Here is a 23,255-nt window from a genome sequence, read left to right on the forward strand (position 1 = left end):
TGTTAATTGCTAAGTAATTCGAAGTCTTTTAATACAAATTATCTAAGGGTGAAATTTTCAGTGCTTGAAAAGTATAGTGGAAAAGAGATAAACCGAGCTGGCGAGATGCTGATATCTGAAATAGTTAAAGTAGATGAATCATCCTTTTCAAAAGCAATGGATATATTGTCTTTCTGGCGTTTTAGTCACGAGTCCCCATTGGAATCTGCTTTTAAAATAGTACAAGACTACGCTACAGAACAAGATAAAAATGCGATATGTGCAAAACGTTTGAAGCGGCATGCGTCAATTAGTCTAAAACTTAAAAGATTTAGCTCTATGAAGCTAAAAAACATGCAAGATATTGGAGGATGCAGAGCAATACTCTCGACGGAGAAAAAAGTATATCAGACGTTAATTGTGCTGAAAAGGAGAAAAGAATTTAGATTCAATGATGGTCTATTCAGAATAAAAGATTACATTAAAAAGCCAAAAGATGATGGATACAGAGGCATACATCTTATTGGAAAGTTTAATGATTTATTTGGAGGCAGCCGTTCTATTGAGGTTCAGCTCAGAACAAAGAATCAACATTACTGGGCAACAGCCATAGAGATAGTCGATCTCTTTACCCAGCAATCATTAAAAACAAATCAAGGACGAAGGGAGTGGAAAGAATTTTTCATTGGCGTATCTGAGATACTTTCAGTGATAGATAATATTCATATGTTTGACAAGCTTGAAGATAGGCTGCAATTCGAGAAGCTCCTCGAAGCTGCAATAAAAAAACCTGATTTACAACAAACAATATCCAAGGTAATTGATTCATGTAAAAATATAGGAATAATAGAAAAATTAAACGCTTTTTCTCGCTCACTACAAGTCATTAACGATAATGCTGCCCAGATCCCAGCTGATGGTTACGCCCTTATAAAAATTGAGATTAATAAAAAAGTTGCCACGTTAAATGCGCAAGTTTTTGAAAGTAGTCAAGATCAAGAAGCATCAGATGCTTTTGTAGAAGCCGAAAAAGAAGCAACAAAAAAAGAAATGGTTGTCGCATTGGTTTTCACAGATGCTATTGGGGGCATCAAGGAAGCATACCCAAATTATTTTGCAGATTCATCTCAGTTCATTAAATACCTAGTTTTCATTGAAGAAATACATAAACGCCTTTCGGAAGGCCAGTCTAGTTTTATTAGCTTGTTAAGGCGAATTTTTAAGTAAGCTAAACCATCTGTCGTTCTGACACTGTGCGACGGCACTTTCACTTAGTTAACTCACTCAGGTAAACCATATTTCTGACGGATTTCCCGCACAGTTTGCAACTTGCCCTGCTCGCTGTCGCGTAGACCATTCTCGATTGCCTGACGCACGTATATCTGCTCCATCAGGTCGTCCCAGGTGGCATCAGCAGGGAGTTGATCTATCAGCTTGTGCGCGTCATCTTTTTTAAGCGGGTTTGGCATAGGTATATCTCCGTTAACTCAGTAATTGTTAGCCGGATACAGGTGAAAAGCAATAAAAAGCGCCGTAGTGGCGTTGGTTAACAGAATTCGTAAAGCGGTGAAGTTCGGCAAAGCGGTGTAACTAAGTAGGCAAGGTGTAGCGACTGGCCAAAACAACAAGGGCGTAATCTTTTGAATTACGCCCTTTACGTTGGTAGGAGCCTTTGCCCTTTTTTGCCTTAACTACCTTGGGTTGAAACAACTTGCTGGTGACTAAGGCCTTTATCGCAGTAATGTCGGCGTTGCCGACGCTGCAGGAATGTTATTGAGCGTGTTGCATTAGCAAACTACATAAAGGCTGATTAATGTAATAGTTACTACGGCCAATTTTTTCTTTATGTAACAACTCGAGCTTAACTAATTCATCTAAATACTTAGTTGCCGTGATGCGAGATACACCAAGATCATTCATAACAAATTCGATTTTGGTGTAAGGGTGGTTAAACAGGTTATTGAGTAGCTCCTGACGGTAGATTTTGGGCAAATCATCACGGATCCGGTGCTTATAGTTTTGCATCAGGACTTTTATTTCGGTAATCAGCGAAATGGTATTGACGGCGGTATCTATAACACCGTTAAGCATATACACCAGCCATGGCTCCCAATTACCTGTCTGACGCAATTGTTGGAGTTGTGTGTAATACGCAGTTTTATCGCGGATCATAAACCGACTTAAGTACAATACAGGCAAATTCAACAGATCTTTGGCTACCAGATACAAGATATTTAAAATGCGTCCGGTACGGCCATTTCCATCATAAAACGGATGGATGCTTTCAAATTGGTGATGGATAACTGCCATTTTTACCAGCGGATCAGCATCGCACAGTTCATCATCGTTAATGTAATCGATCAGGTTATCCATTAAAGCGGCTATGGTTCCCGCGTGCTGCGGCGGGGTATATATGATTTCTCCGGTGCGAGCATTTTTTAGATCTGTACCAGGCAGTTTGCGAAGGCCGGCACTGTTTTTTTCTAAGTTTTTTTGTACTTGTAAGATATCGGTAAGACGAATGAGTTTCTGCCGTCTAACAGTTTGAAACCCTTCCTTCAGTGCAAAAGCATAGTCTTGCACTTCTTTAGCTGCGGGGTTGGCAACGGCATCTTCAAATAAGTTAGCTTTATACAACTCATCGTGGGTAGTGATTATATTCTCTATTTCTGAGCTGTCTTTTGCTTCTTGCAAACTTAGCGTATTAATAAGAATAGCTTCGTTTGGGATACTGGCAGCCACGCCTTTTAGCTCAGCCAAATATCGGTGTGCTTCTGCAGTTTTTTTTAATACCGTGCGAGTTTCCCACTGCTCAATATTTGCTAGCGGTAGTGATGTGAGTACGTACGACATGTAAGCTTTCCCGATATTTCTATACACATTGCTATAATATGTATAAAAAACAAGAAAAACTATACATGTTAGGTGTGATATCTATAAATTTTCTGATTTTCTATATTTGAGCAGGGTAAAGCTGATACAAAAGTTATCTTTTAATCAGTTTAGGTCAGATAAAAGGTTGCGCTCTGATGGCGATTGGCCAAAACAACAAGGGCGTAATCTTTTGAATTACGCCCTTTACGTTGGTAGGAGCCTTTGCCCTTTTTTGCCTTAACTACCTTGGGTTGAAACAACTTGCTGGTGACTAAGGCCTTTAATGCATTGTCGCGGATGTCGCCGCGGCCATGCTCACATGCCGCTGATTTACTCATCTTGCTACTCCTGTTTAAAAAACGCGCAAAGTGTAACTGGCTGCTTAGGCCTAAGCAATAGCGATAAGTTCCCCGGTCGTTACCCCGCCGTTAAAAACGTCTGATAACTGCGGTTGCTGCTGACCTGCTGATACTGATAACCCAGCTTGTCGAGATAGCTGGCAATATCGCTGTGTTGCGCCACTTCAAAGCCGGCCAGTACATCGCCGGTGGCGGCACCGTGGTTGCGGTAATGAAACAGCGTAATATTCCAGTGTTCGCCGAGCGTATTTAAAAAATTCATTAAGGCGCCCGGGTATTCCGGAAAGTTAAACTGGTACACCTGTTCTTGTAACTGACGCGGCGGCATGCCGCCAACCATATGCCGCACATGCAGTTTCGCCAGTTCATCATCAGATAAATCCTGATAATCATAGCCGGCGTCACTTAACAGCTTAGTTACCGTATCCAGCTCCTGCTGGCCATGGCGCAGCTTAATGCCAACAAAAATATGGGCTTTATTGTTGCTGGCGTAGCGATAGTTAAACTCGGTGATGGCCCGACCGCCCAGCGTCTGGCAAAAACGGCGGAAGCTGCCTTTTTCTTCCGGGATAGTCACGGCAAATACCGCTTCCTTTTTTTCGCCCAGCTCGCAACGCTCCGATACATAGCGCAGCGTATCAAAATTTAAGTTAGCACCGCTAAGCACAGCAGCAAATTGCTGTGGCTTGGGTAGGGTGCTGTTGTTAAGTTGCTGGCTGTATTTTTTTAAGCCGGCCAGCGCTAAAGCACCGGCTGGCTCGGCAACTGCGCGTAAGTCATCAAAAATATCTTTAATGGCGGCGCATATTTCATCGCTGGTGACGGTAACTACCTCATCGCAAAAGCGTTTGGCCAGATTAAAATTTTCAGTACCAATGCGTTTTACCGCCACACCATCGGCAAATAAACCCACCCGATCCAGCGTAACCGGCTCGCCTGCCGCCATCGCCGCTTTTAAGCAGGCGGCGTCTTCCGGCTCTACCCCTATTACCCGCACATTAGGCTGTATGGCTTTAATGTATACCGCCATACCGGCCATTAAACCGCCACCGCCAACCGGAATAAACACCGCATTAAGTTGATTATGCTGGCTTAGCAGCTCTTTGGCGACGGTGCCCTGGCCGGCTATCACATCGCTATCATCAAAGGGTGGAATGTAAATAGCGCCCTCAGTATTAGCTAGCTTGATGGCATAGCTGTTGGCTTCATCAAAGGCGGTGCCGTGCAGTACCACATTACCGCCCAGTGCTCTAACTGCCGCCACTTTTATTTCCGGGGTAGTGATCGGCATCACTATGGTGGCTTTTATCTCCAGTTTGCTGGCCGACAGCGCCACGCCCTGCGCATGGTTACCGGCTGAGGCGCAAACCACGCTGGCGTGCGGGCTGTGCTGCTTAACTTTATGCAGTTTATGAAAGGCACCGCGCAGTTTAAACGAGTACACCGGCTGTTTGTCTTCACGTTTTAACAGCACAGTGTGGCCGAGGCGCTGGCTTAGTTTAGTCATGCCATCCAGCGGGGTTTCCACCGCAGCCTGATATACCGGCGACAGCAGAATGTCCCGCAGATACTGCTGCATTAACTCGGTATCTGTCTGCTCTGTTTGGACTGTTGCCAGGTTATTCATTACTCCTCCAACTTCGACACATCCCGCACCGCGCCTTTATCTGCACTACTGGCCAGCAAGGCGTAGGCTTTTAAGGCATTACTCACCACCCGCTGCCGGTTCTCTGGCTTCCAGCCCTGCTTGCCTTTGGCGTCCATCGCCGCGCGGCGCTGTGCCAGCTCGTCATCGCTGATCGCTATGCCGATTTTGCGCTGCGGAATATCAATTTCTATTTTGTCGCCTTCCTGCACCAGCGCAATAGCGCCGCCGCTGGCCGCTTCAGGTGACACATGGCCAATCGATAAACCCGAGGTGCCGCCAGAAAAACGGCCATCGGTGATCAAGGCACAGGCTTTACCCAGGCCCATCGATTTTAAATAACTGGTCGGGTACAGCATTTCCTGCATACCGGGGCCGCCTTTGGGGCCCTCGTAGCGGATAATCACCGCATCGCCGGCCACCACCTTGCCTTTTAATATCGCCTCTACCGCCTCATCCTGGCTTTCAAACACCCGGGCGCGGCCGCTAAACACCAGATTTTCTGGCTCTACCCCGGCAGTTTTGACAATACAGCCTTGCGGGGCCAGGTTACCAAACAGCACAGCTAAACCACCGTCCTGCGAATAGGCATGCTCTTTACTGCGGATACAGCCCTCGACTCTGTCATCATCTACCGACGGGTAGCGGCAGTTTTGCGAAAAGGCCACAGTAGTGCGGATACCGGCCGGGCCGGCGGCGTAGAATTTTTGTACCTCAGTTGATGGGTTGGCCTTCAAATCCCATTGCTGCAGCACCGCACCCAGCGAACTGCCGGCCACATGCGGCGTATCAGGGTTTAATAAGCCGGCGCGGTTCAGCTCAGCTAAAATGCCAATCACGCCACCGGCGCGGTGCACATCTTCCATATGGTATTTCTGGGTTGAAGGCGCCACTTTGCACAGATGCGGCACAATGCGCGATAAACGGTCGATATCGGCCATGGTAAAGTCAACTTCGGCTTCAATGGCGGCAGCCAGTAAATGCAGCACGGTATTGGTGGAGCCGCCCATGGCAATATCCAGCATCATGGCATTTTCGAAGGCAGTTTTATTGCCGATACTGCGCGGTAAGGCACTGGCATCATCATTTTTATACCAGCGGTTACACAGCTCCATGATCCGGAAACCGGCCTGCACAAACAGCTCTTTACGATCGGCATGGGTGGCCAGCAAGGAGCCATTGCCGGGTTGGCCTAAGCCCAAGGCTTCAACCAGGCAGTTCATCGAGTTAGCGGTAAACATGCCCGAGCAGCTGCCACAAGTCGGGCAAGCACTGCGCTCAATTTGCTCGCTGTCGGCATCACTGACTTTCGGATCGGCCGCCGACACCATGGCATCGACTAAATCCAGCTTGATAATCTGATCCGATAACTTGGTTTTACCGGCTTCCATCGGCCCGCCCGAGATAAAAATGGCCGGCACATTTAAGCGCATTGCCGCCATCAACATGCCGGGGGTAATTTTATCGCAGTTAGAAATACACACCATGGCATCAGCGCAATGGGCATTTATCATATATTCGACCGAGTCGGCAATCAGCTCACGTGAGGGCAGGCTGTACAGCATGCCGCCATGGCCCATGGCGATACCATCATCTACCGCTATAGTATTGAATTCTTTAGCGATACCACCGGCATCTTCAATGCTTTTTGCCACCAGCTTGCCTAAATCACGCAAGTGCACATGGCCGGGCACAAACTCACAAAAGGAGTTAACCACGGCAATAATCGGTTTGCCAAAATCGGTGTCTTTAACGCCGGTGGCACGCCACAGCGCCCGGGCGCCTGCCATATTGCGGCCTTCGGTAACAGTGGCGGATCTTAACTTTGGCATTCTGATACTCCGTTATTTGTCTTAAATGGTATGAGTTTAGGCGCGTAGCGCGGCAATGTCGGCGCTGACCAGTTGTAAATCGCGCACGTCGTATAATTTATGCAGCTGACTGGTCAGCAAATGAATAGGCTTATCGCTGCTTACCGTTAAGGTAACCGATAAGCCAGCTCTGTCACTCAACGGTGTCAGCTGTAAGCCGGCCAGCTGGTAACCGCGATAGCGGGTCACTTGCAATAACCGCTCAACTACGCTGGCTTCATTATTGGTGGTGATGGTCAGGGTATGGTTCATTAGTTAGTCTCCATGATCATATCTTCATTGGCGGCACCCGGCGGTACTAATGGCCAGACGTTATCTTTTTCATCAATTCTTACATGCAGTAAATAGGGGCCGGGCCAGGTAAACATGGCTTCCAGCGCACTTTCTACTTCATCTTTGCGGGTAATGCAGTGGCCCGGTATGGCAAAGGCAGCGGCCAGCGCGACAAAATCCGGGTTGTCAGATAAATCGGTTTCGCTGTAGCGCTCGTTAAAAAACAGCTGCTGCCATTGCTTTACCATGCCAAGGCGCTGGTTATCGACAATGACTATTTTTACCGGTAACCGGAAACGCTTAATGGTGCCCAGCTCCTGCACGTTCATCATAAATGAGCCATCGCCCGACACGGCTATTACCGTATCCTGTGGCCGGGCTAGTTTGGCGCCAATGGCTGCTGGCAGGCCAAAACCCATAGTGCCCAGGCCGCCGCTGGATAAATGGTTACGCGGGTGGCTAAAGCGCATATGTTGCGCCACCCACATCTGGTGCTGGCCTACATCGCAGCACACCACGCTGTTATCTGGCATGCGGTCGCTTAACTGCTTTAACATCAGCGGCGCATAAATGCGCTCACCCGGGTGGTCATAACGCCAGCCATGTTGCTGCTTTAAGCTGCTGCAATGGGCTAACCAGTCGCGGCAATCCGTGCTGCTGGCAATCGCCGGCAGAATTTGCCGCATATCGCCTAAAAACGATACCTGGGCAAAACGCACTTTATTGATTTCAGCCGGGTCGATATCGACATGAATGACTTTGGCATTAGGCGCGAATTTTTGCAGGTTGCCGGTGACCCTGTCATCAAAACGGGCGCCTAAACAAATTAATAAATCGCACTCTTGTACAGCCAGGTTAGCGGCCTGGGTGCCGTGCATACCCAGCATGCCTAAATAATAGGGGTTGTCTTTGGCCACCGAGCCCATGCCTTTTAAGGTAGTCACAGAGGGCATCGGGCATTGGGCTAAAAAGTCTTGCAGCTGCGCCATAGCGCCGGCCATATGCACACCGCCGCCGATATAGGCCATCGGCTTTTTGGCATGGCTAATCAGCTGGCGGGCCTGAGCGCTTTGTGCCAAAGAGGTACTGATGCTTTGTTGTTGTGGTTTAGCCGCACATTCAGCCTCGCTGACGGCAGCTAACTGCACATCTTTGGGGATATCCACCAGTACCGGACCCGGCCGGCCAGAGCGGGCAATAGCAAAAGCTTCATGTAAGGTCGCCGCCAGCTCGTCGACACTGCGCACCATAAAGCTGTGCTTGGTGACACTTAAACTTAAGCCCAGCACGTCGATTTCCTGAAAGGCGTCGGTACCCATTACCGCCTGTGATACCTGGCCGGTAATGGCGACCAGCGGCACTGAGTCCAGCATGGCATCGGCCAGTGAGGTAATTAAGTTAGTGGCACCCGGGCCGGAGGTGGCTAAACACACGCCAACCTTGCCAGAGCTGCGGGCATAACCTATGGCCGAAAAAGCGCCGCCTTGCTCATGCCGGCACAGGTAGTGCTTAATCGGGCTTTGGTAGATCGCATCGTAAATCGGCATAATAGCGCCGCCGGGATAACCAAAAATGGTATCCACCCCATGCTGCTGCAACACCTTTAATACCAACTCTGCGCCATTCATCCGAAACCTCTTGCTGCTAATTAATTTTCACACGCCCTGAAACGACAAAACCCCCGGTCCTTGCGGAGCGGGGGTTTTGTTGGATTTCGCCTTAAGCTACTTTATTTTTCCAAAACACCGCCCCCGCGGAGATTAATAATCACCACGACCACGAGGACAATAATGTTCAGAACAGCAGCTAAACGCATAATTTGATTCTTACTTATTTGCTTGGTTGAATTCGTTTTTATTTTTGGCTCTGTTTTGCAGAGCAATTGCCTATTACAAATAGCCGTCTATCAGTCTGAAGTCAACCAATTTTTGTGATCTGCTGAAAAATAATCAGTTACAGCGGTGCAGGCTTTAAACCAGTTTGCCCACGACAACACGCCGTGAATACATCCCTGTAGGCTCGTTTCCGCCCGTCCAGGGCTTCAACGGTTGTCTTAGGGCAAACTGGTTTACGCTTGATAGTTAGTATGCACTCTCATTAAAGAACTGAGTTATTTGCACCTTTAGCCTGCCACAACGTACACTTAGCTTATTCATCAGCCTGCGCGGTAGCCTTGTGGATCAGCTAGAGCTATTCGACATACCTAACCCCTGTATTGGGGTGTGTCAGAGTAACAACCGGGGCTATTGCCTGGGTTGCCTGCGCTCGCGTGACGAACGCTTTAACTGGCACCAGAAACCGGCTACTGAGCGGGCGCATATTCTGAAGCTGCTAATGCAGAGGCGGGCAAGGCTGAATGCCAAAACCAAGAAAGAGCAGGACTTGCCAGAGCAAGGTGAATCACTTGATTTGTTTTGAATGTGGCCCGTAGCGCTTATCGTTACAACGCGCGCTACTCTGACATCCTACTGACAGCTAACTAGCTTTAAGAAAAAAGTGGCTAACTTCTTTTAATTAAGCTCACCACATAAATCAGCACTATCGCCCCGACAGTCGCGGTAATCAGCGAGCCAATAAAGCCAAATGATGCAAGGCCTAATAAACCAAATAAAAAGCCGCCCAAAAAGGCGCCAACAATACCGACCACAATATTGCCTAACAGACCAAACCCTTTGCCTTTCATAATATTGCCGGCTATCCAGCCGGCCAGTGCGCCAATAATTAAAAAAGCGATAAAGTTCATAGTTAGTTTCCTTTGATTGTCGTTTTAGCCAACACAGCGGGTTAGCTAAAGCGTAGACTCTTCAGTTAAAAATGCTAACTATGCTCCATAATTTAGGAAGTTAGCTGACTAAAAATGGTAAAAATACTCAGCACCAAACTGCGTACGCTGCTCTTTTTTGCTACCCACAAGGTTAAGTTTTAAGTTAATAGAATGATCCCTGTCAGGAAACCAACTTAGAATGGCTGTTGTATCTGCAAATTTGTTGGCATTCTTAATCTTACCTGTGCTTTTCTCATATTGGATATATAGCTTTGTGTCTCCAATAAGATTCATGACCACACCTGCTTTGGCATAAATAAATGCCTTAGAATGGGTAACGTCTGTTGTAAGGCCGGCTCCCGCCATAGCATAACTGATAATATCCCTATGCAGTCTCAAGCTTTTCCCTAAAGCACCAGATACCTCAAAGGCCGATGCCAACTGCAAATCTTGTTGATAACTTTGCCGATAACCCAGGTAAAACTCGCCAGATAGCACTGGGAAGGCAGCATGGTCAGGACTTATTGATCTAAAAGAATACAGGGTAAACTCTTCTAGCTGAATTTTATTTGTATCTGGTGTCACGGCAACAGATACTTTAGCAATAATCAGCTCTGATTCTGATAAATACTGACGGTTATCGTTATGCAAAAAGTGACCTGCTGGCAAATAGTGCAACAGTGCGCGGCTATTGTATTCATCCTGCAACCAAGTCACCCCAAATGCGGAGTCTTGAGGGGTTTTTGCGGGGTGTTTATAACCAGTAAAATCAAAAATAACGTCTTTACTTGCTGTTGGAACGGTAAAACCTGATTCCAGCACATCTTGCTCTATTGCTCTCTCCACTACTGAGGTAATGTACCTGGCAGCAAGCGGGTCTGCGGCCAACTTAATAAGTTGTTGCCTTCTCGTCTCGTTGGTTAGTGATTTACGGGCAAATACCAGTTGATCAATCTCCTTTGCATCTTTCTGTGCAATAGAGTCCCGAAGTGCATGAAACAACCAGTGTGGTGCCGTGTCCAATGACGTTGCAGTTACAACACCTTCAGTCACTGCAGCCTTAACCACATCTGCTGGGCTAACGATTGTGCCTCTATGCTTTAGTAAGCTGGGTTCTAATAATGCGAGCATTTCTAACGTCAGAGTTGCACAATTAAATGACTGAAAGTAATAAGTAATGTTTACCTGATTCAATTCCCAGATATGTAGCTGCAACAAATGCAATTGCCCAGGTGTCGCTTGCAAGCTAAATTGCCAGAGGTTTCTCTGCTCTTTCTTAATATATTGCTCAACATCTTTTGCAAAGGGTTTGACGCTAAAAAAACCAGGCATACCTGTCATAGTACTTTCTATAACCAGCTTTAATGGATTAAAAGTGGTTATTTCTGTGTAGTAAGCTAATGAATGTTCAACCGGTATAGCCCGGCTGTTTAAGCCACTGGCTTTAATGAAAATATGCCCCATCATACTGGTGGCTGAAGACAGTACCTCAGAGGCATAAACCAATTCGAGTGAATCAAAAGGAACATGCTCTAAGAATGCTTTAAGTTCCGGACACTTCGAGAACCGATCTTCGGGCAAATCAAACTTCATTTGCTCAGAGAGATAACTGATCCTGGCAGGAAACCGGCAAAACGTCTCGTATGGATGCTGCTGAAACTGCTCCAAGGTAAGTTTCAATTCACTCTGAGCAGAAAAGCTTCCGGCTGAAAGCAGGAATTTCGGATCGGTTATCTGAGCTCGATTTTCTTTGCTATGAATCAGCAATGACCAGATACTCTGCTCTGACAAATTATACAAATCAGCATTTGATGCATATGCTGTCGAAAACATAGTAAAAAAAAGAGCTGATAGAAACCAGCTCTTAAAACGGTAATACATAATATTTATCGATTTACTTTGTAGTGCAACTTACAACAACAGTTTCTTGGTAATCCCACATTTTGCCGGTAGATGCGTCAGTTGTTGAACCTAAAACTCCACCAATGATGATATTTCCAAAAAATACTGGGGTTACAGACTTTTTAACTGGTGTTGCAGAATCACAGCCTTCAGCAGAGGTCCTGACTACTTTATCCTTACCGTCGCGTAAAACCACTACAGTGCCAGGTGAGGTAGTTGTTTTATCATCAACTGTTACTTCTATTGGTTGATTGTTAGAGGCAGTGACATTGATGGATTGTTGCTCAGCTGTCATGATACTTGCACAACCGGAAAGTGATAAAATTGCGGCTGCAAAACAAATGTTTTTCATTTTTTTCCCTTTAATGATTATTAGTATGCTCCTAAAAGCGACGGCAATGCTACATTTTGATAAAATTTATGTCAATCGTACCTTTTATAAATAATCACATATATTTTTTAAAAAGAGCAACACTTGAATCAATCATTGAAAAGTCAGTTTTTAACTTTAGCCACTATTGGAATTGCATTTCTAATAGTTTTTCTATTGAAATTTTTTAACATAGAAATTTAATCATTGCAGTGAACATGATCAGCAGTCAGCTTCAGCGAAGTCGTCATCCGCCAATTCCGGACCACAAATTTTTTCAAGGTGCAATGATGATTCTGGTTTGCCAGCAAAACAGACCTGTATTCGTTTAACCTGATAACAACGCACCTCGTGAAAAACTTTCAGCGCTGTTAAGTTTCAATATCGCTACTTTGCCAGCAACTCAAGTTCGGCTGCGGTCAGCGCCCGATACTCACCCTCTGCTAAATCATCAGGCAACTGCAAACCGCCAATTTTCTCGCGGTGCAGTTGCTCGACTTTGTTGCCGATAGCAGCAAACATGCGTTTTACCTGATGATAGCGCCCTTCATGAATAGTCAGCAGCGCCTCGTGCTCGGTCACTAATTCCAGTTCAGCTGGTAAGGTTGGATCTTGTTCACCGCGCAGCATAATGCCTTCGGCAAACAGCCTGGCAGCATCGTCACCAATAGGGTCGGCGGTCCATACGCGGTAAGTTTTAGCGATATGGTGTTTTGGGCTGCTGATGCGGTGCGACCACTTGCCATCATCGGTTAGCAGCAATAAGCCAGTGGTGTCTAAATCAAGCCGGCCAACGGTGTGTAAGCGCTCGACTATTGGCTCGTTCAGTAAGTTAAACACTATCGGATGATCGGGGTCGTCGTTAGCACAAAGAAAGCCTGCTGGCTTATGCAGCATTAAGTACCGCAGGCCAATGATTGCCAGTGGCTTGCCGTCTAATACAACCTGATCACTGTCACTAACTTGCCGCGCAGCCTGTTTCACTACGTCGCCATTAATACTAACCAGCTTCTGCCGAATAGCTTTGCCGGCCTGGCTACGGGTCAGGCCGGTACAATCACATATAAATTTATCTAAACGCATAACACTAATCACCTAATTTGCAGGTAACTAGTGTACCGCACTGGCAAACATTAGTCGCCTAGCGCTGACACCATAAAATTCGGATTTAGCAGCTGTTCGCGCTGATAAACCTTAGCATCAATACCTGCAAAGCTTACTGTTGCACCGGCTTCGGTGGCAACAATATGGCCGGCACCGGTGTCCCAGGCCATGGTGGGGCCAAAGCGTGGATACACATCAGCTGTGCCATCAGCCACCAGGCAAAACTTTAACGAACTGCCCACCGGCACCATTTCATGCTCACTGAACTGGGTCAGATAACCGGCTAAATCCGGGCTGGGGTGGCTGCGGCTACCCACTACCTTTACCAACTGACTTCGGCTGGCCTGGTTTACCTGGATCGGTCTGACACCACTGGCTTGCTTTAAAAATGCCCCTTCGCCTTTCGCTGCATAATAGGTTTTGGCCAGTACCGGTGCGTGCACCACCCCCAGAATTGGCTCGCCCTGATCAATCAGCGCGATATTAACGGTAAACTCACCATTGCGTTTAATAAACTCTTTAGTGCCATCCAGCGGGTCAACTAACCAGTAACGTTGCCAGTTTTTGCGGATATCCCAACTGATATCAGCGGCTTCTTCAGACAAAATGGGTAAGTCGGGAGTAAGTTTTGCCAGTTCGGCGACAATAAGCCGGTGTGCCGCCATATCAGCAGCGGTCAGTGGTGAGTCGTCGCTCTTGGCACTGATCTTAAAATCAGCCTGGTCACGGCCGTATATCGCTAAAATGGCCTCACCGGCCTGTTCGGCAATCTTAATAATCGCCGGCAGTAAAGTTACTGTCATATCATCGTCCTTGCAGGATACTGTTGAATTAAAGTTTGCAGGCAAGCTTACCAGAATTAGCCTAACCGGGTTAGTGGCTGGGCAAATACCGCGCTGTTTGGCCTGGCGCCAAACCAATGCAGCTGACGTTGCAAACTAACCACTTCGCCAATAATCAACAGCGCCGGCGATTGCACCTGCTCAGTGCTGACTTTTGCCGCCAGCTCACTAAGCTCTGTAGTAATAATTCGCTGCTGCAGCCGGGTACCGTTTTCAATAATTGCCACCGGCGTAGTGGCAGCCCGCCCGGCTGCCAGCAGTTGCTGCTGAATATGTGCCGCTTTCATTAAGCCCATATAAATCACCACCGTCTGGTTAGCGGTGCTCATGCTCTGCCAGTCGGGCTCACTGCCATCGGGCCGGCAATGGCCGGTAACAAACTGCACGCTTTGTGCATAATCGCGATGGGTTAACGGAATACCGGCATAAGCCGCACACCCCGCTGCAGCCGTTACTCCCGGCACCACCTGAAAAGCAATATTATGCGGCAGCAACGCCTGAATTTCCTCGCCACCGCGACCAAAAATAAAAGGATCACCGCCTTTTAAACGACAGATTTTTTTGCCGGCCAGGGCTAAATCGATCAAAATCTGGTTGGTATCCCGCTGTGCTACTGAATGCGCGCCGGCTTTTTTGCCAACACAAATCAACTCAGCATCGCGGCGCACCAGCTGCATAATCTCGGGCGACACCAGATAGTCGTATACCACCACATCGGCTTGTTGCATTAATTGTAATGCTTTTAAAGTTAGCAGTTCCGGATCGCCCGGCCCTGCGCCAACTACATAAACTTCACCAGCCAGTTGTTGCGGTTCGGCCAACAACGCTGCCAGCCTTTGTTCAGCCTGCGGCAGCTGATTCGCCTGGACATCGCGCACCACATCAGAGTTAAACACTTTTTCCCAGAACTGGCGACGGGCGGCAAAACCTTTAATTCTGGCTTTTACCTGATCACGAAAGCGACCGACTAATTGTGCCAGTGGCCCTAAATGTTGCGGCAACAGCGTTTCCAGCTTTTCGCGCAAACGTCTTGCCAGTACCGGCGCAGTGCCAAAGCTGGAGATAGCAATAATAATAGGGTTACGGTCGATAATTGATGGGAAAATAAAGCCACATTTCGGCTGATCATCCACGGTATTAACCAGCATATTGCGCGCGGTCGCTGCGTTATAAACTGCAGCATTAACACTATCGTTATCGGTGGCAGCAATCACCAGCAGCTTGCCATCCAATAGTTCCGGGCTGAAATAACCGGTGATCAACTCCGCCTTGCCCTGCTGCTGCCAGTTAGTAAATTCCGGGGAAAATTCAGGTGATACCACAAACAACTTAGCGCCGGCACTGAGCAAGGTACCCGCTTTACGCAGCGCCACAGACCCACCGCCGACAATCAGCACCGGTTTATCGGTTAATTTAACGAATAAAGGAAGATATTGCACAGCGGCTCCGCTAGCTGAAACTATCAGCACTTAATAACGCTTAGCATAGCGCCGAGTACGTGGTTCGCAAAATAGCTTATCACGCTCATATATAACTAAACGGAATTAATGAACCAATCTTTATGCACAAGCTCCCGCAAGCAATTGTTGTTTGAAGTTATTATTTGCATTACATTAGCTGGGTAAAATATCGGCAAATGCCGCCCCTTTTGCCCACTTTTGCAAAGAAGCGCGGTAACAACAGCATATAAATAATCAGCGCAGCATTAAAAAGGATTGAATATGTCGACTCTTAGCCAGTTTATTGAAGATTTAGCGACCAACCCCAAATTGCAACAAGATTACCAGCAAAACCCAGCCACTGCGATGCAAAACTATGGCCTGCAAAGCCACGAAGCAGAAGCGGTATTAGCGGGTGACAAGGCTCAGGTAGAAAAACTGACGGGTAAATCTGTAAATATAGTGACTTACATGTTTCCCGTTAAGTAATGATAAAGTTATTCTGGATCTTTTGTATGACAGGAGTATTGTTTTTCAATGCTCCTGTTTTTTGTTTAACGCAAGAAACTATACAAGCTCTGTTAGAAGAAGCAGAGGCGTCCAGAACAAAATCTCCAGCGACTACCCTTAGAATTCTAGCCCAACTAGAGCCAAGACTGCACCAACTGCAGCCCGAGCAACATGACTACTTTGTTTTCATTCAGGCTTATATGTATGGATTTAGAGGAGAACAAGATCAAGCAATTACCTTGGCTAGTACTATAACTTCGAGTAGTTCACCGGTTGTCAGAGTGAAAGCCTATTTACTGCTAGCCACGGTATTCGAACATAAGAAAAAATATAAAGATGCTTATGTTTCTCTTTACGAAGCGTTGAAGCATGCCAAAGTGGTTTCAGACAGGATGTTATTGGTAAATGTATATACTGTAGCAACCCAGCTTCATATCAGTGCCAATGCCTATGAAAAAGCGGTCGAATTTGCTGAAACAATTGAGGAACTTGCCAACTCGCCCAGAGGTTATTGCATAAGTTACACCCAAAAACTACACGCACTAACTAAGCTAACCGGAAACTATCCCGCAGAATTAGTTGATCAAGCATCTGTAGCTTGCGAAGAAGCAAAAGAACCTTTAATGAAGTATTCCATTAGTATTTTTACCGCTGATTCGGACGTCATTAGAACACCTGAATATGTTAAAGCAACTATGCAAGCTGCTTTACCGGAACTCGAACAGATTGGATACTTATATACAATAATTCAAGCAAAATATTATCTCGGCTTGGCTCATCACAACCTAAATGAGTTAAACGAAGCTCGGATTATTTTAGAGCAAGTCTATCTACAATCAGTAAACCTAAATGACTACCAAACCTCCAACAAAGCCATGTTGCTGTTGGCCCAACTGCATGAAAAAAATGGTGACAACACCGAAGCAGCTATTGCCTATAAACAGCATATTGCCGCACTTAATAGCTATATTGATGAATTTAAGCAGCGCAGTGTTGCCTACCATCTGGCACAAGCTGACTTTATGGAAAGCGAAAATAAACTGGCGCTGCTGGCCAACCAAAACAAGCTGTTACAGTTGGAAAGTAAGCTGCAGCAGGATGAAAAGCTCAGAACCCTGCTGATTTCTATCGCCTTACTGGTACTTTTGCTACTGGTTATTTTTGTGCTTAACAGCAAGCGGGTAGCGCTAAACCGGCTGGCCACCACCGACTTTTTAACCAGGCTGTTTAACCGCCGTTATTTTAACCAAGCCGTTAGCAAACACTTAGCCAATCGCCGCCAGCAGGGCGAATACAGCCTTATTGTGTTTGATATTGATTTATTTAAACAAATTAATGACCAATATGGCCATGCCGCCGGTGACAAGGTGCTTAGCGCTATTGCCCAGTGTTGTCAGGCGCAAATTCGGCAGCAGGATATTCTGGCCCGAATTGGCGGCGAAGAATTTGCGCTATTTTTACCAGGCTGCGGCTTAACTGATGCCAAAGAGATTGCCGAGCAGTGCCGGCGTAGCCTGGAGCAGTTAGTTATTCCGTTTGAAGACCAGTCTATTCAGATCACCGCCAGCTTTGGCGTGGCAGCCAGCAGTAATGCTGATTTTGACAGCCTGTTAAAACAAGCTGATGATGCGTTGTATAAAGCCAAAACTGGCGGTCGTAATCGTATTATGGTGCACCCCAGCGCTGCTAGCAAAGGCAGCAGTTTTGCCTGAGCAACGCCATGGCAGCCTGATTTGCCTGGGGCTGGGCATTACCCTGGGTAGCCAGCTGACTATGTTGGCGCGCGCACAGCTGGCGGCAGCTGATTTGGTGTTTTTCCACAGCAATAGCCATTACCTTGCCGGCTTTTTACAGCAAATAAACCCCAACTTAGTGGATTTGCAGCCGTTTTATCAGGCTGGCCAGCCGCGTAGCCTAAGCTACCAGACAATGCTGGATGCGGTAATCACTGCGGTAACTGCCGGCCAGAATGTGGTCTGGGCCTGTTATGGCCACCCCGGCATTGCCAGCTGGCCACCGCATGAAGCTATACGCCAGCTGAAAGCGCTGGGCTACCGCGCCAAAATGGAAGCAGGCATTGGCGCTGACGCCTGCTTATATGCCGACTTAGGCATCGACCCGATGGCCGAAGGCTGCCAGCAATTTGAAGCCAGCCAGTTTTTATTTTACCAGCGCACGGTTGAGGTCAGTGCTTACCTGCTGCTATGGCAGGTGGCCATTGCCGGTGATTTCAGCTTAGCGAAACTGGAAAGTGACAAGGGCTATATTGAAATTCTGGTGCAGCACCTGCAGCAGTGGTACCCGCCCAGCCATCAGGTTATTTTATATGAAGCCGCCGACTTACCTATCTGGCAGCCCCGGGCTGAGCGCATAGCACTGGTGGCATTGCCCGGGGCCACGCTGAATCAGATCACCACGCTGGTGATCCCACCACTACGGCCGAAAACGGTAAACAGTGCCATGCTGGACAGGCTGGGCGTACCGGCCAATCACCCACTGCGCCAACAGCCAGCGGCGACTTGAAAAACCAATAAAAAAAACGGCAACCAAGGTTGCCGCCAAAGAGGGATGAGAGAGGTATCCCGTACTAGTAAAACGTTAAAAACGTTACCACATTTTAGTGGCGGATCAGGTAATCAAAGGCACCCAGTGAGGCATTGGCACCAGAGCCCATCGCAATAATAATCTGTTTATACGGCACAGTAGTGGCGTCGCCTGCGGCAAACACACCTGGCACTGAGGTTTGGCCGCGTTCATCGACAATAATTTCACCGCGCGGCGATAACTCCAGCGCACCGCGTAGCCACTCGGTATTAGGTACCAAACCTATTTGCACAAAAATACCGGCCAGTTCGACATGATGCGATTCACCTGTTTTGCGGTCGGTATAATTAATACCATTTACCCGGTTACCATCACCGGTAACCTCGGTACTTTGCGCTTCGGTAATAATGGTAATGTTGCCCATTGAATTGGCTTTTTTCACCAGTACCGCATCGGCCCGCAGAGTGGCGGCAAATTCCAGCACGGTTACATGCTCGACAATACCGGCTAAGTCGATCGCCGCTTCAATGCCCGAGTTACCACCACCAATCACCGCCACTTTTTTACCTTTAAATAACGGGCCATCGCAGTGCGGGCAATAGGCCACACCCTTGCCACGGTATTCCTGCTCGCCGGGTACGTTCATTTCGCGCCAGCGGGCACCGGGTGCCAAAATCAGGGTTTTACTGGTTAATACCGCGCCATTGGCCAGCTCCAGCTCTACCTTGTCAGCACGGCTTAACTTAACCGCCCGCTGATTGTTCATAATATCGACGTCGTATTCCCGCACATGGGCTTCTAAGGCGTTAACCAGCTTCGGGCCTTCGGTGTACTTTACTGAAATAAAGTTCTCAATGCCCACAGTATCGGCTACCTGGCCACCAAAGCGCTCGGCTAAAATACCGGTATTCAGGCCTTTACGCGCCGCATACACTGCCGCAGAAGCACCGGCCGGACCGCCGCCGACGACTAATACATCAAACTCCGCTTTGCTTTTCAGCGCTTGTGCCTGGCGTTTTTCGGCGTTAACGTCGATTTTCTGGATAATTTTCTCCAGGGTAATCGCACCCTGCGAAAACAGCTCGCCATTTAAAAATACCGATGGCACCGCCATTACGTTACGGTCGGTTACTTCTTCCTGAAACATGGCGCCGTCGATCATCACGTTAGTAATGTTCGGGTTAGTGGCCGCCATAATATTCAGCGCCTGCACTACTTCAGGGCAAGTCTGGCAGCTTAACGAGATATAGGTTTCAAAGGCAAACTTGCCGGGCAACTGGCGAATTTGCTCAAGAATGTCAGCTTCTACCTTTATCGGGTGGCCACCGGAGTGCAGCAACGCCAGCACTAACGAGGTAAATTCATGGCCCAGCGGTACACCGGCAAAGGTAATATGGGTATCTTTAGCTACCGAGCGCACCAGCATGGCGGGTTTGCGCTCCATAGCGGTGTCGTCACGGCGCAACGACACTAAATCGGAAAGTTCGGCAATTTCGGTTGCCAGCTGTTCTACTTCGGCGGCTTTGGCGCTATCGTCTAAAGATACCACCAGCTCAACTTGTGTTTTCAGGTTCTGCAAGTAAGTTTTAAGTGTTTGCTTCAGGTTAGTATCTAACATAAAAACTCCAAAAAAATTAAGACGATACAAATTCAGGCGTCACAAAGCCTCGGCCATAATGGCCGGCTGTTATCGTTACGTTTGGGGTGTTCCGGGCAGGCATATTGCCTGCCCGGCTACCAAACAAAAAGTTTGGCAGTAGGAAGCTGGGCTACAGCTTCTTAAGAAGGGCTGTACCTAACTTCCGCTGCAATCAACAGCAGTGGCTAACATTGGTTAGATTTTACCAACCAGGTCCAGTGATGGCGCTAAAGTCGCTTCACCCGGCGTCCATTTAGCTGGGCAAACTTCACCGTCGTGGTTAGCTACGTACTGAGCAGCTTGTACCTTGCGGAACAGCTCTGAAGCTGAACGGCCGATTCCTAAATCGTGAATTTCAGCTACCTTAATTTCGCCTTCCGGGTTGATGACGAAAGTACCGCGCAGCGCTAAGCCTTCTTCTTCAATCATTACGCCAAAGTTACGGGTGATGGTGCCTGTTGGGTCAGCAACCATTGGGTAAGAGATTTTTTTGATGGTCTCAGACGCATCGTGCCATGCTTTATGAGTAAAGTGGGTATCGGTAGACACGGAGTACACTTCAACACCGATTTCCTGGAACTTAGCGTAGAAGTCAGCCAGGTCGCCTAATTCAGTTGGGCAAACAAAGGTAAAGTCAGCTGGGTAGAACACTACTACTGACCACTTGCCGGCTAAATCCTGCTCAGTTACCGGAACAAATTTGCCCTGATGAAATGCAGTGGCTTTAAATGGCTTGATTTTAGTGTTGATAATTGAAGACATAGTCTTGCTCCTTTCGGTTAGTAAATAGATTGGTAAATTGCTGTGTTCTCAATGACGACTATCATAGCCGACCACATTAAGCTTTTAAAACGAATTAAATTAATTAGTCTAATCGATTTTATAAATTAGAAGCCAAATGCAGCTTAACGGTCTGGCAGCACAGCCCTTTAGATGAGGTCAGGGCGCTGCTTTCTCAAGCGCCCTGTTATTTTAACTGACCTTTTAACTGTTAGCTTAATCGTCTTGTCTGGTGAGCTGAATTGCCCGGATATCCATACCACTGGGGTGCTGATACACCCGCAGCCCGAATTCCGGCAAAATGGCCATTAAATGATCAAAAATATCTGATTGAATACCCTCATAGGCTAACCAGGCTGTGGTATTGGTAAAACAATAGATTTCCAGCGGCAAGCCATCGGCACCAGGCGATAGCTGCCGGGCCATTAAGGTCATCTGCTGATGCACCCCAGGGTGGCTGGATAAATAGCGTTGCACATAAGCCCGGAAAGTACCAATATTGGTAATACGCCGGGTATTGACCGGCTCTTTGCCCTGTTCGGCCAGTTCACTGTTCCAGCTGTCAATTTCCTGCTGTTTTTCGGCCAGATAATCCTGTAGCAGGCTAAATCGGTTTAAATGCTTACGCTCGTCGGCGTCGAGAAAATGAATACTTTGCTGATCGAGCATCAGGCTGCGCTTGATCCGGCGCCCCCCCGACTGCTGCATGCCCCGCCAGTTTTTAAAGGCATCGGTCATAAAACGGCGGGTAGGGATGGTGGTAATGGTTTTATCCCAATTCTGCACTTTAACCGTATGCAACGCGATATCAATCACATCGCCATCGGCGTTTAACTGCGGCATTTCGACCCAGTCGCCAACCCGGATCACATCATTTGAGGATATTTGCACACTGGCCACTAAGGATAGAATAGTGTCCTGAAAAATCAGCATCAGTACCGCTGCCATGGCACCCAGGCCAGACAACAGAATAAGTGGCGAGCGGTCGACCAGAGCAGCAATCATTAAAATAGCGGCCACGGTAAACACCAGAATTTTCAAAACCTGAACATAGCCTTTTATCGGTTTGGTTCTGGCGTCGGGGCGCTGTTCATAAATATTGTTAACCAGGCTTAGTACATTAGCGATAGCCAGAGCAATAGTTAACACCACAAAGGCGTTGCATACATTGACCACTATGGTGCTAACAGTCGCGGGCACACCGTCAATCAGGGTAATACCTTTGGAGATCACCAGCGCCGGTACAATATTAGCAAGGCGGGCGACAAATGCAGAGTGCTGAATAACCTGATGCTGGCCAATGGCGCTGGCCCGTAGCGCGCGGAAAATACCGCGGATCAACACTTTTTTTACGATGTAGTTGCTAAGCCAGGATAGCAGTAACAGTAGGCTCAGGCTAAACCATAAATTGGTTTCGGGGTGTTGCGCCAGCCAGCTCTGGACAGCGCTTAAATCGTAATCCAACATAAAATAGCGTATTCCCTGTGAGCAAAAGCGATATTACGGTGGCACCTGCCTGCAGCAGGGCGTGCAGGCGCTATTATGCCGCGTTAAAGCGCTTTTGCAACCGCCGACATTAAATGCCGTCGCCATCCATATGCAGGCCGCACTCGCGGCCAAAGCCATTAAAGCGGGTGTCTTCTTCGCTCATACCGGGTTCAAATTTAGCGGTAGAATGGGTATCCCCTACCGATAAATAACCTTGCTCCCATAATGGGTGATAAGGCAGGTTGTGCTGTTTTAAATAATAAAAGACGTCTTTATTACTCCAGTCGATAATCGGCTGCATTTTTACCACACCGCGGCTGATTTCAACAATGGCTTTATCAGCCCGGCTGCTGCTCTGGCTGCGACGTAAACCGGTAAACCAGCTGCCGGCGTTTAACTCGCGCAGCGCCCGTTGCATCGGCTCGACTTTATTCAGCTGATTGTATTGTTTGGTACCCTCGGCCGTTAACCATTGCTCGCCATAACGCGCCAGTTGCCAATTAGCGGATAAGGCGGCGCGATATACCTGTAAATTTAAGCCCAGTCGCTCGGTTAGCTGATCAATAAACTGGTAGGTTTCCGGAAATAAATAGCCGGTGTCGGTTAATACCACTGGGATATCCGGCTGTTGTACCGTTACCAGATGCAGCATCACCGCCGCCTGAATACCAAAGCTGGAGCTCAGTATCGGCTGTGCCGGCAAATTGGCCAGCGCCCAGCGCACCCGCTCGCTGGCACTCAGCGGGCTAAGCAGATGATTAATCTCTGCCAGCCAGGCTTGCTGAGTGGCGTTATCCTGCTGCAGGATCTGCCGATAATCGACTGCGACACTGTTGTACATGCTCTTTCCTGCCATCGTTATCTCCGTTGGC

General features: G+C 47.7%; 23 protein-coding genes. 5 read left to right on the forward strand and 18 right to left on the reverse strand.

Going from position 1 to position 23,255, the window contains the following annotated elements; translation table 11 throughout:
* Positions 1–60 precede the first annotated feature (60 nt).
* Positions 61–1,206: a RelA/SpoT domain-containing protein gene (locus WG68_RS11970; RefSeq protein ID WP_200897590.1), complete on the forward strand. Its 1,146-nt coding sequence runs from the start codon at positions 61–63 to the stop codon at positions 1,204–1,206.
* A 53-nt stretch (positions 1,207–1,259) separates the two neighbouring features.
* Here the strand turns inward: WG68_RS11970 and WG68_RS11975 are convergent, their stop codons facing one another.
* The 8 genes from WG68_RS11975 to ilvG form a co-directional block, all read right to left on the reverse strand.
* Complete coding sequence (locus tag WG68_RS11975; RefSeq protein WP_046557927.1) at positions 1,260–1,448, reverse strand: hypothetical protein; 189 nt, start codon at positions 1,446–1,448, stop codon at positions 1,260–1,262.
* A gap of 121 nt (positions 1,449–1,569) precedes the next feature.
* On the reverse strand, positions 1,570–1,722 hold the full coding sequence (gene arfA, locus WG68_RS19930; protein WP_083981876.1) for an alternative ribosome rescue factor ArfA: 153 nt from the start codon (positions 1,720–1,722) through the stop codon (positions 1,570–1,572).
* A 27-nt stretch (positions 1,723–1,749) separates the two neighbouring features.
* On the reverse strand, positions 1,750–2,832 hold the full coding sequence (locus tag WG68_RS11980; RefSeq protein WP_046557928.1) for a Fic family protein: 1,083 nt from the start codon (positions 2,830–2,832) through the stop codon (positions 1,750–1,752).
* A gap of 149 nt (positions 2,833–2,981) precedes the next feature.
* Complete coding sequence (gene arfA, locus WG68_RS11985; protein ID WP_046557929.1) at positions 2,982–3,191, reverse strand: alternative ribosome rescue factor ArfA; 210 nt, start codon at positions 3,189–3,191, stop codon at positions 2,982–2,984.
* 79 nt (positions 3,192–3,270) lie between these two features.
* The gene (gene ilvA, locus WG68_RS11990; RefSeq protein WP_046557930.1) at positions 3,271–4,839 is read right to left on the reverse strand and encodes a threonine ammonia-lyase, biosynthetic; all 1,569 of its coding nucleotides are present in this window, start codon (positions 4,837–4,839) and stop codon (positions 3,271–3,273) included.
* Complete coding sequence (gene ilvD / locus WG68_RS11995) at positions 4,839–6,689, reverse strand: dihydroxy-acid dehydratase (protein WP_046557931.1); 1,851 nt, start codon at positions 6,687–6,689, stop codon at positions 4,839–4,841. The genes ilvA and ilvD overlap by 1 nt, the downstream gene beginning before the upstream one ends.
* Positions 6,690–6,725: 36 nt before the next feature.
* Positions 6,726–6,980: an acetolactate synthase 2 small subunit gene (ilvM, locus tag WG68_RS12000; RefSeq protein ID WP_046557932.1), complete on the reverse strand. Its 255-nt coding sequence runs from the start codon at positions 6,978–6,980 to the stop codon at positions 6,726–6,728.
* The gene (gene ilvG, locus WG68_RS12005) at positions 6,980–8,629 is read right to left on the reverse strand and encodes an acetolactate synthase 2 catalytic subunit (protein WP_046557933.1); all 1,650 of its coding nucleotides are present in this window, start codon (positions 8,627–8,629) and stop codon (positions 6,980–6,982) included. Before ilvG ends, ilvM begins: the two co-directional genes overlap by 1 nt.
* Positions 8,630–9,176: 547 nt before the next feature.
* On the opposite strand from ilvG, the gene WG68_RS12010 reads away from it, so the two are divergent.
* Entirely contained in the window at positions 9,177–9,419 is a 243-nt protein-coding gene (locus tag WG68_RS12010) for a DUF1289 domain-containing protein (RefSeq protein WP_046557934.1), read from the forward strand.
* An 82-nt stretch (positions 9,420–9,501) separates the two neighbouring features.
* Here the strand turns inward: WG68_RS12010 and WG68_RS12015 are convergent, their stop codons facing one another.
* The 6 genes from WG68_RS12015 to cysG all read right to left on the reverse strand — a co-directional run bounded on the left by WG68_RS12015 (position 9,502) and on the right by cysG (position 15,422).
* Positions 9,502–9,744, reverse strand: a complete 243-nt coding sequence (locus WG68_RS12015) for a GlsB/YeaQ/YmgE family stress response membrane protein (protein WP_046557935.1) — start codon at positions 9,742–9,744, stop codon at positions 9,502–9,504.
* Between the two features lie 108 nt (positions 9,745–9,852).
* Positions 9,853–11,646 carry a lipoprotein N-acyltransferase Lnb domain-containing protein gene (locus WG68_RS12020; RefSeq protein ID WP_083981877.1) on the reverse strand — a complete coding sequence of 598 codons (1,794 nt, stop codon included), beginning with the start codon at positions 11,644–11,646 and terminating at the stop codon, positions 9,853–9,855.
* Positions 11,647–11,659: 13 nt separating this feature from the next.
* A complete protein-coding gene (locus tag WG68_RS12025) occupies positions 11,660–12,019 on the reverse strand; it encodes a hypothetical protein (RefSeq protein ID WP_046557937.1) in 360 nt (119 codons plus the stop codon).
* Positions 12,020–12,424: 405 nt separating this feature from the next.
* Positions 12,425–13,120, reverse strand: coding sequence for a 16S rRNA pseudouridine(516) synthase RsuA (rsuA, locus tag WG68_RS12030; RefSeq protein ID WP_046557938.1), 696 nt, complete (start codon positions 13,118–13,120; stop codon positions 12,425–12,427).
* A 50-nt stretch (positions 13,121–13,170) separates the two neighbouring features.
* Positions 13,171–13,944, reverse strand: coding sequence for a 3'(2'),5'-bisphosphate nucleotidase CysQ (gene cysQ / locus WG68_RS12035; RefSeq protein ID WP_046557939.1), 774 nt, complete (start codon positions 13,942–13,944; stop codon positions 13,171–13,173).
* Positions 13,945–14,000: 56 nt separating this feature from the next.
* Positions 14,001–15,422: a siroheme synthase CysG gene (gene cysG, locus WG68_RS12040; RefSeq protein ID WP_046558004.1), complete on the reverse strand. Its 1,422-nt coding sequence runs from the start codon at positions 15,420–15,422 to the stop codon at positions 14,001–14,003.
* A 282-nt stretch (positions 15,423–15,704) separates the two neighbouring features.
* Between cysG and WG68_RS12045 the strand changes: the two genes are divergently transcribed.
* The 3 genes from WG68_RS12045 to WG68_RS12055 all read left to right on the forward strand — a co-directional run bounded on the left by WG68_RS12045 (position 15,705) and on the right by WG68_RS12055 (position 18,455).
* Positions 15,705–15,911, forward strand: a complete 207-nt coding sequence (locus tag WG68_RS12045) for a hypothetical protein (protein ID WP_046557940.1) — start codon at positions 15,705–15,707, stop codon at positions 15,909–15,911.
* An 896-nt stretch (positions 15,912–16,807) separates the two neighbouring features.
* Complete coding sequence (locus WG68_RS19660) at positions 16,808–17,644, forward strand: GGDEF domain-containing protein (RefSeq protein ID WP_161796366.1); 837 nt, start codon at positions 16,808–16,810, stop codon at positions 17,642–17,644.
* Complete coding sequence (locus WG68_RS12055; RefSeq protein ID WP_235357727.1) at positions 17,637–18,455, forward strand: SAM-dependent methyltransferase; 819 nt, start codon at positions 17,637–17,639, stop codon at positions 18,453–18,455. The genes WG68_RS19660 and WG68_RS12055 overlap by 8 nt, the downstream gene beginning before the upstream one ends.
* A 94-nt stretch (positions 18,456–18,549) precedes the next feature.
* Here the strand turns inward: WG68_RS12055 and ahpF are convergent, their stop codons facing one another.
* The 4 genes from ahpF to WG68_RS12075 form a co-directional block, all read right to left on the reverse strand.
* Positions 18,550–20,094, reverse strand: coding sequence for an alkyl hydroperoxide reductase subunit F (gene ahpF, locus WG68_RS12060; RefSeq protein WP_046557942.1), 1,545 nt, complete (start codon positions 20,092–20,094; stop codon positions 18,550–18,552).
* Between the two features lie 216 nt (positions 20,095–20,310).
* Entirely contained in the window at positions 20,311–20,877 is a 567-nt protein-coding gene (gene ahpC / locus WG68_RS12065) for an alkyl hydroperoxide reductase subunit C (RefSeq protein WP_046557943.1), read from the reverse strand.
* 234 nt (positions 20,878–21,111) lie between these two features.
* The gene (locus WG68_RS12070; RefSeq protein ID WP_046557944.1) at positions 21,112–22,362 is read right to left on the reverse strand and encodes a mechanosensitive ion channel family protein; all 1,251 of its coding nucleotides are present in this window, start codon (positions 22,360–22,362) and stop codon (positions 21,112–21,114) included.
* 109 nt (positions 22,363–22,471) lie between these two features.
* Positions 22,472–23,239 (reverse strand): phosphoadenylyl-sulfate reductase, encoded by a 768-nt coding sequence (locus tag WG68_RS12075; RefSeq protein ID WP_200897591.1) that lies wholly within the window; start codon positions 23,237–23,239, stop codon positions 22,472–22,474.
* Between the last annotated feature and the right edge of the window lie 16 nt (positions 23,240–23,255).

This window comes from Arsukibacterium ikkense (assembly GCF_000987775.1).
Classification (GTDB): Bacteria; Pseudomonadota; Gammaproteobacteria; order Enterobacterales; family Alteromonadaceae; genus Alishewanella; species Alishewanella ikkense.

Excerpts from the sequence above, each read along its gene's own strand:
- WG68_RS11975 (WP_046557927.1), bottom strand. The coding sequence starts at position 1,448 with ATGCCAAACCCGCTTAAAAAAGATGACGCGCACAAGCTGATAGATCAA.
- WG68_RS11980 (WP_046557928.1), bottom strand. The coding sequence starts at position 2,832 with ATGTCGTACGTACTCACATCACTACCGCTAGCAAATATTGAGCAGTGG.
- arfA (WP_046557929.1), bottom strand. The coding sequence starts at position 3,191 with ATGAGTAAATCAGCGGCATGTGAGCATGGCCGCGGCGACATCCGCGAC.
- ilvA (WP_046557930.1), bottom strand. The coding sequence starts at position 4,839 with ATGAATAACCTGGCAACAGTCCAAACAGAGCAGACAGATACCGAGTTA.
- ilvD (WP_046557931.1), bottom strand. The coding sequence starts at position 6,689 with ATGCCAAAGTTAAGATCCGCCACTGTTACCGAAGGCCGCAATATGGCA.
- ilvM (WP_046557932.1), bottom strand. The coding sequence starts at position 6,980 with ATGAACCATACCCTGACCATCACCACCAATAATGAAGCCAGCGTAGTT.
- ilvG (WP_046557933.1), bottom strand. The coding sequence starts at position 8,629 with ATGAATGGCGCAGAGTTGGTATTAAAGGTGTTGCAGCAGCATGGGGTG.
- WG68_RS12015 (WP_046557935.1), bottom strand. The coding sequence starts at position 9,744 with ATGAACTTTATCGCTTTTTTAATTATTGGCGCACTGGCCGGCTGGATA.
- WG68_RS12020 (WP_083981877.1), bottom strand. The coding sequence starts at position 11,646 with ATGTATTACCGTTTTAAGAGCTGGTTTCTATCAGCTCTTTTTTTTACT.
- WG68_RS12025 (WP_046557937.1), bottom strand. The coding sequence starts at position 12,019 with ATGAAAAACATTTGTTTTGCAGCCGCAATTTTATCACTTTCCGGTTGT.
- rsuA (WP_046557938.1), bottom strand. The coding sequence starts at position 13,120 with ATGCGTTTAGATAAATTTATATGTGATTGTACCGGCCTGACCCGTAGC.
- cysQ (WP_046557939.1), bottom strand. The coding sequence starts at position 13,944 with ATGACAGTAACTTTACTGCCGGCGATTATTAAGATTGCCGAACAGGCC.
- WG68_RS12045 (WP_046557940.1), top strand. The coding sequence starts at position 15,705 with ATGTCGACTCTTAGCCAGTTTATTGAAGATTTAGCGACCAACCCCAAA.
- WG68_RS19660 (WP_161796366.1), top strand. The coding sequence starts at position 16,808 with ATGTTGCTGTTGGCCCAACTGCATGAAAAAAATGGTGACAACACCGAA.
- ahpF (WP_046557942.1), bottom strand. The coding sequence starts at position 20,094 with ATGTTAGATACTAACCTGAAGCAAACACTTAAAACTTACTTGCAGAAC.
- ahpC (WP_046557943.1), bottom strand. The coding sequence starts at position 20,877 with ATGTCTTCAATTATCAACACTAAAATCAAGCCATTTAAAGCCACTGCA.
- WG68_RS12070 (WP_046557944.1), bottom strand. The coding sequence starts at position 22,362 with ATGTTGGATTACGATTTAAGCGCTGTCCAGAGCTGGCTGGCGCAACAC.
- WG68_RS12075 (WP_200897591.1), bottom strand. The coding sequence starts at position 23,239 with ATGGCAGGAAAGAGCATGTACAACAGTGTCGCAGTCGATTATCGGCAG.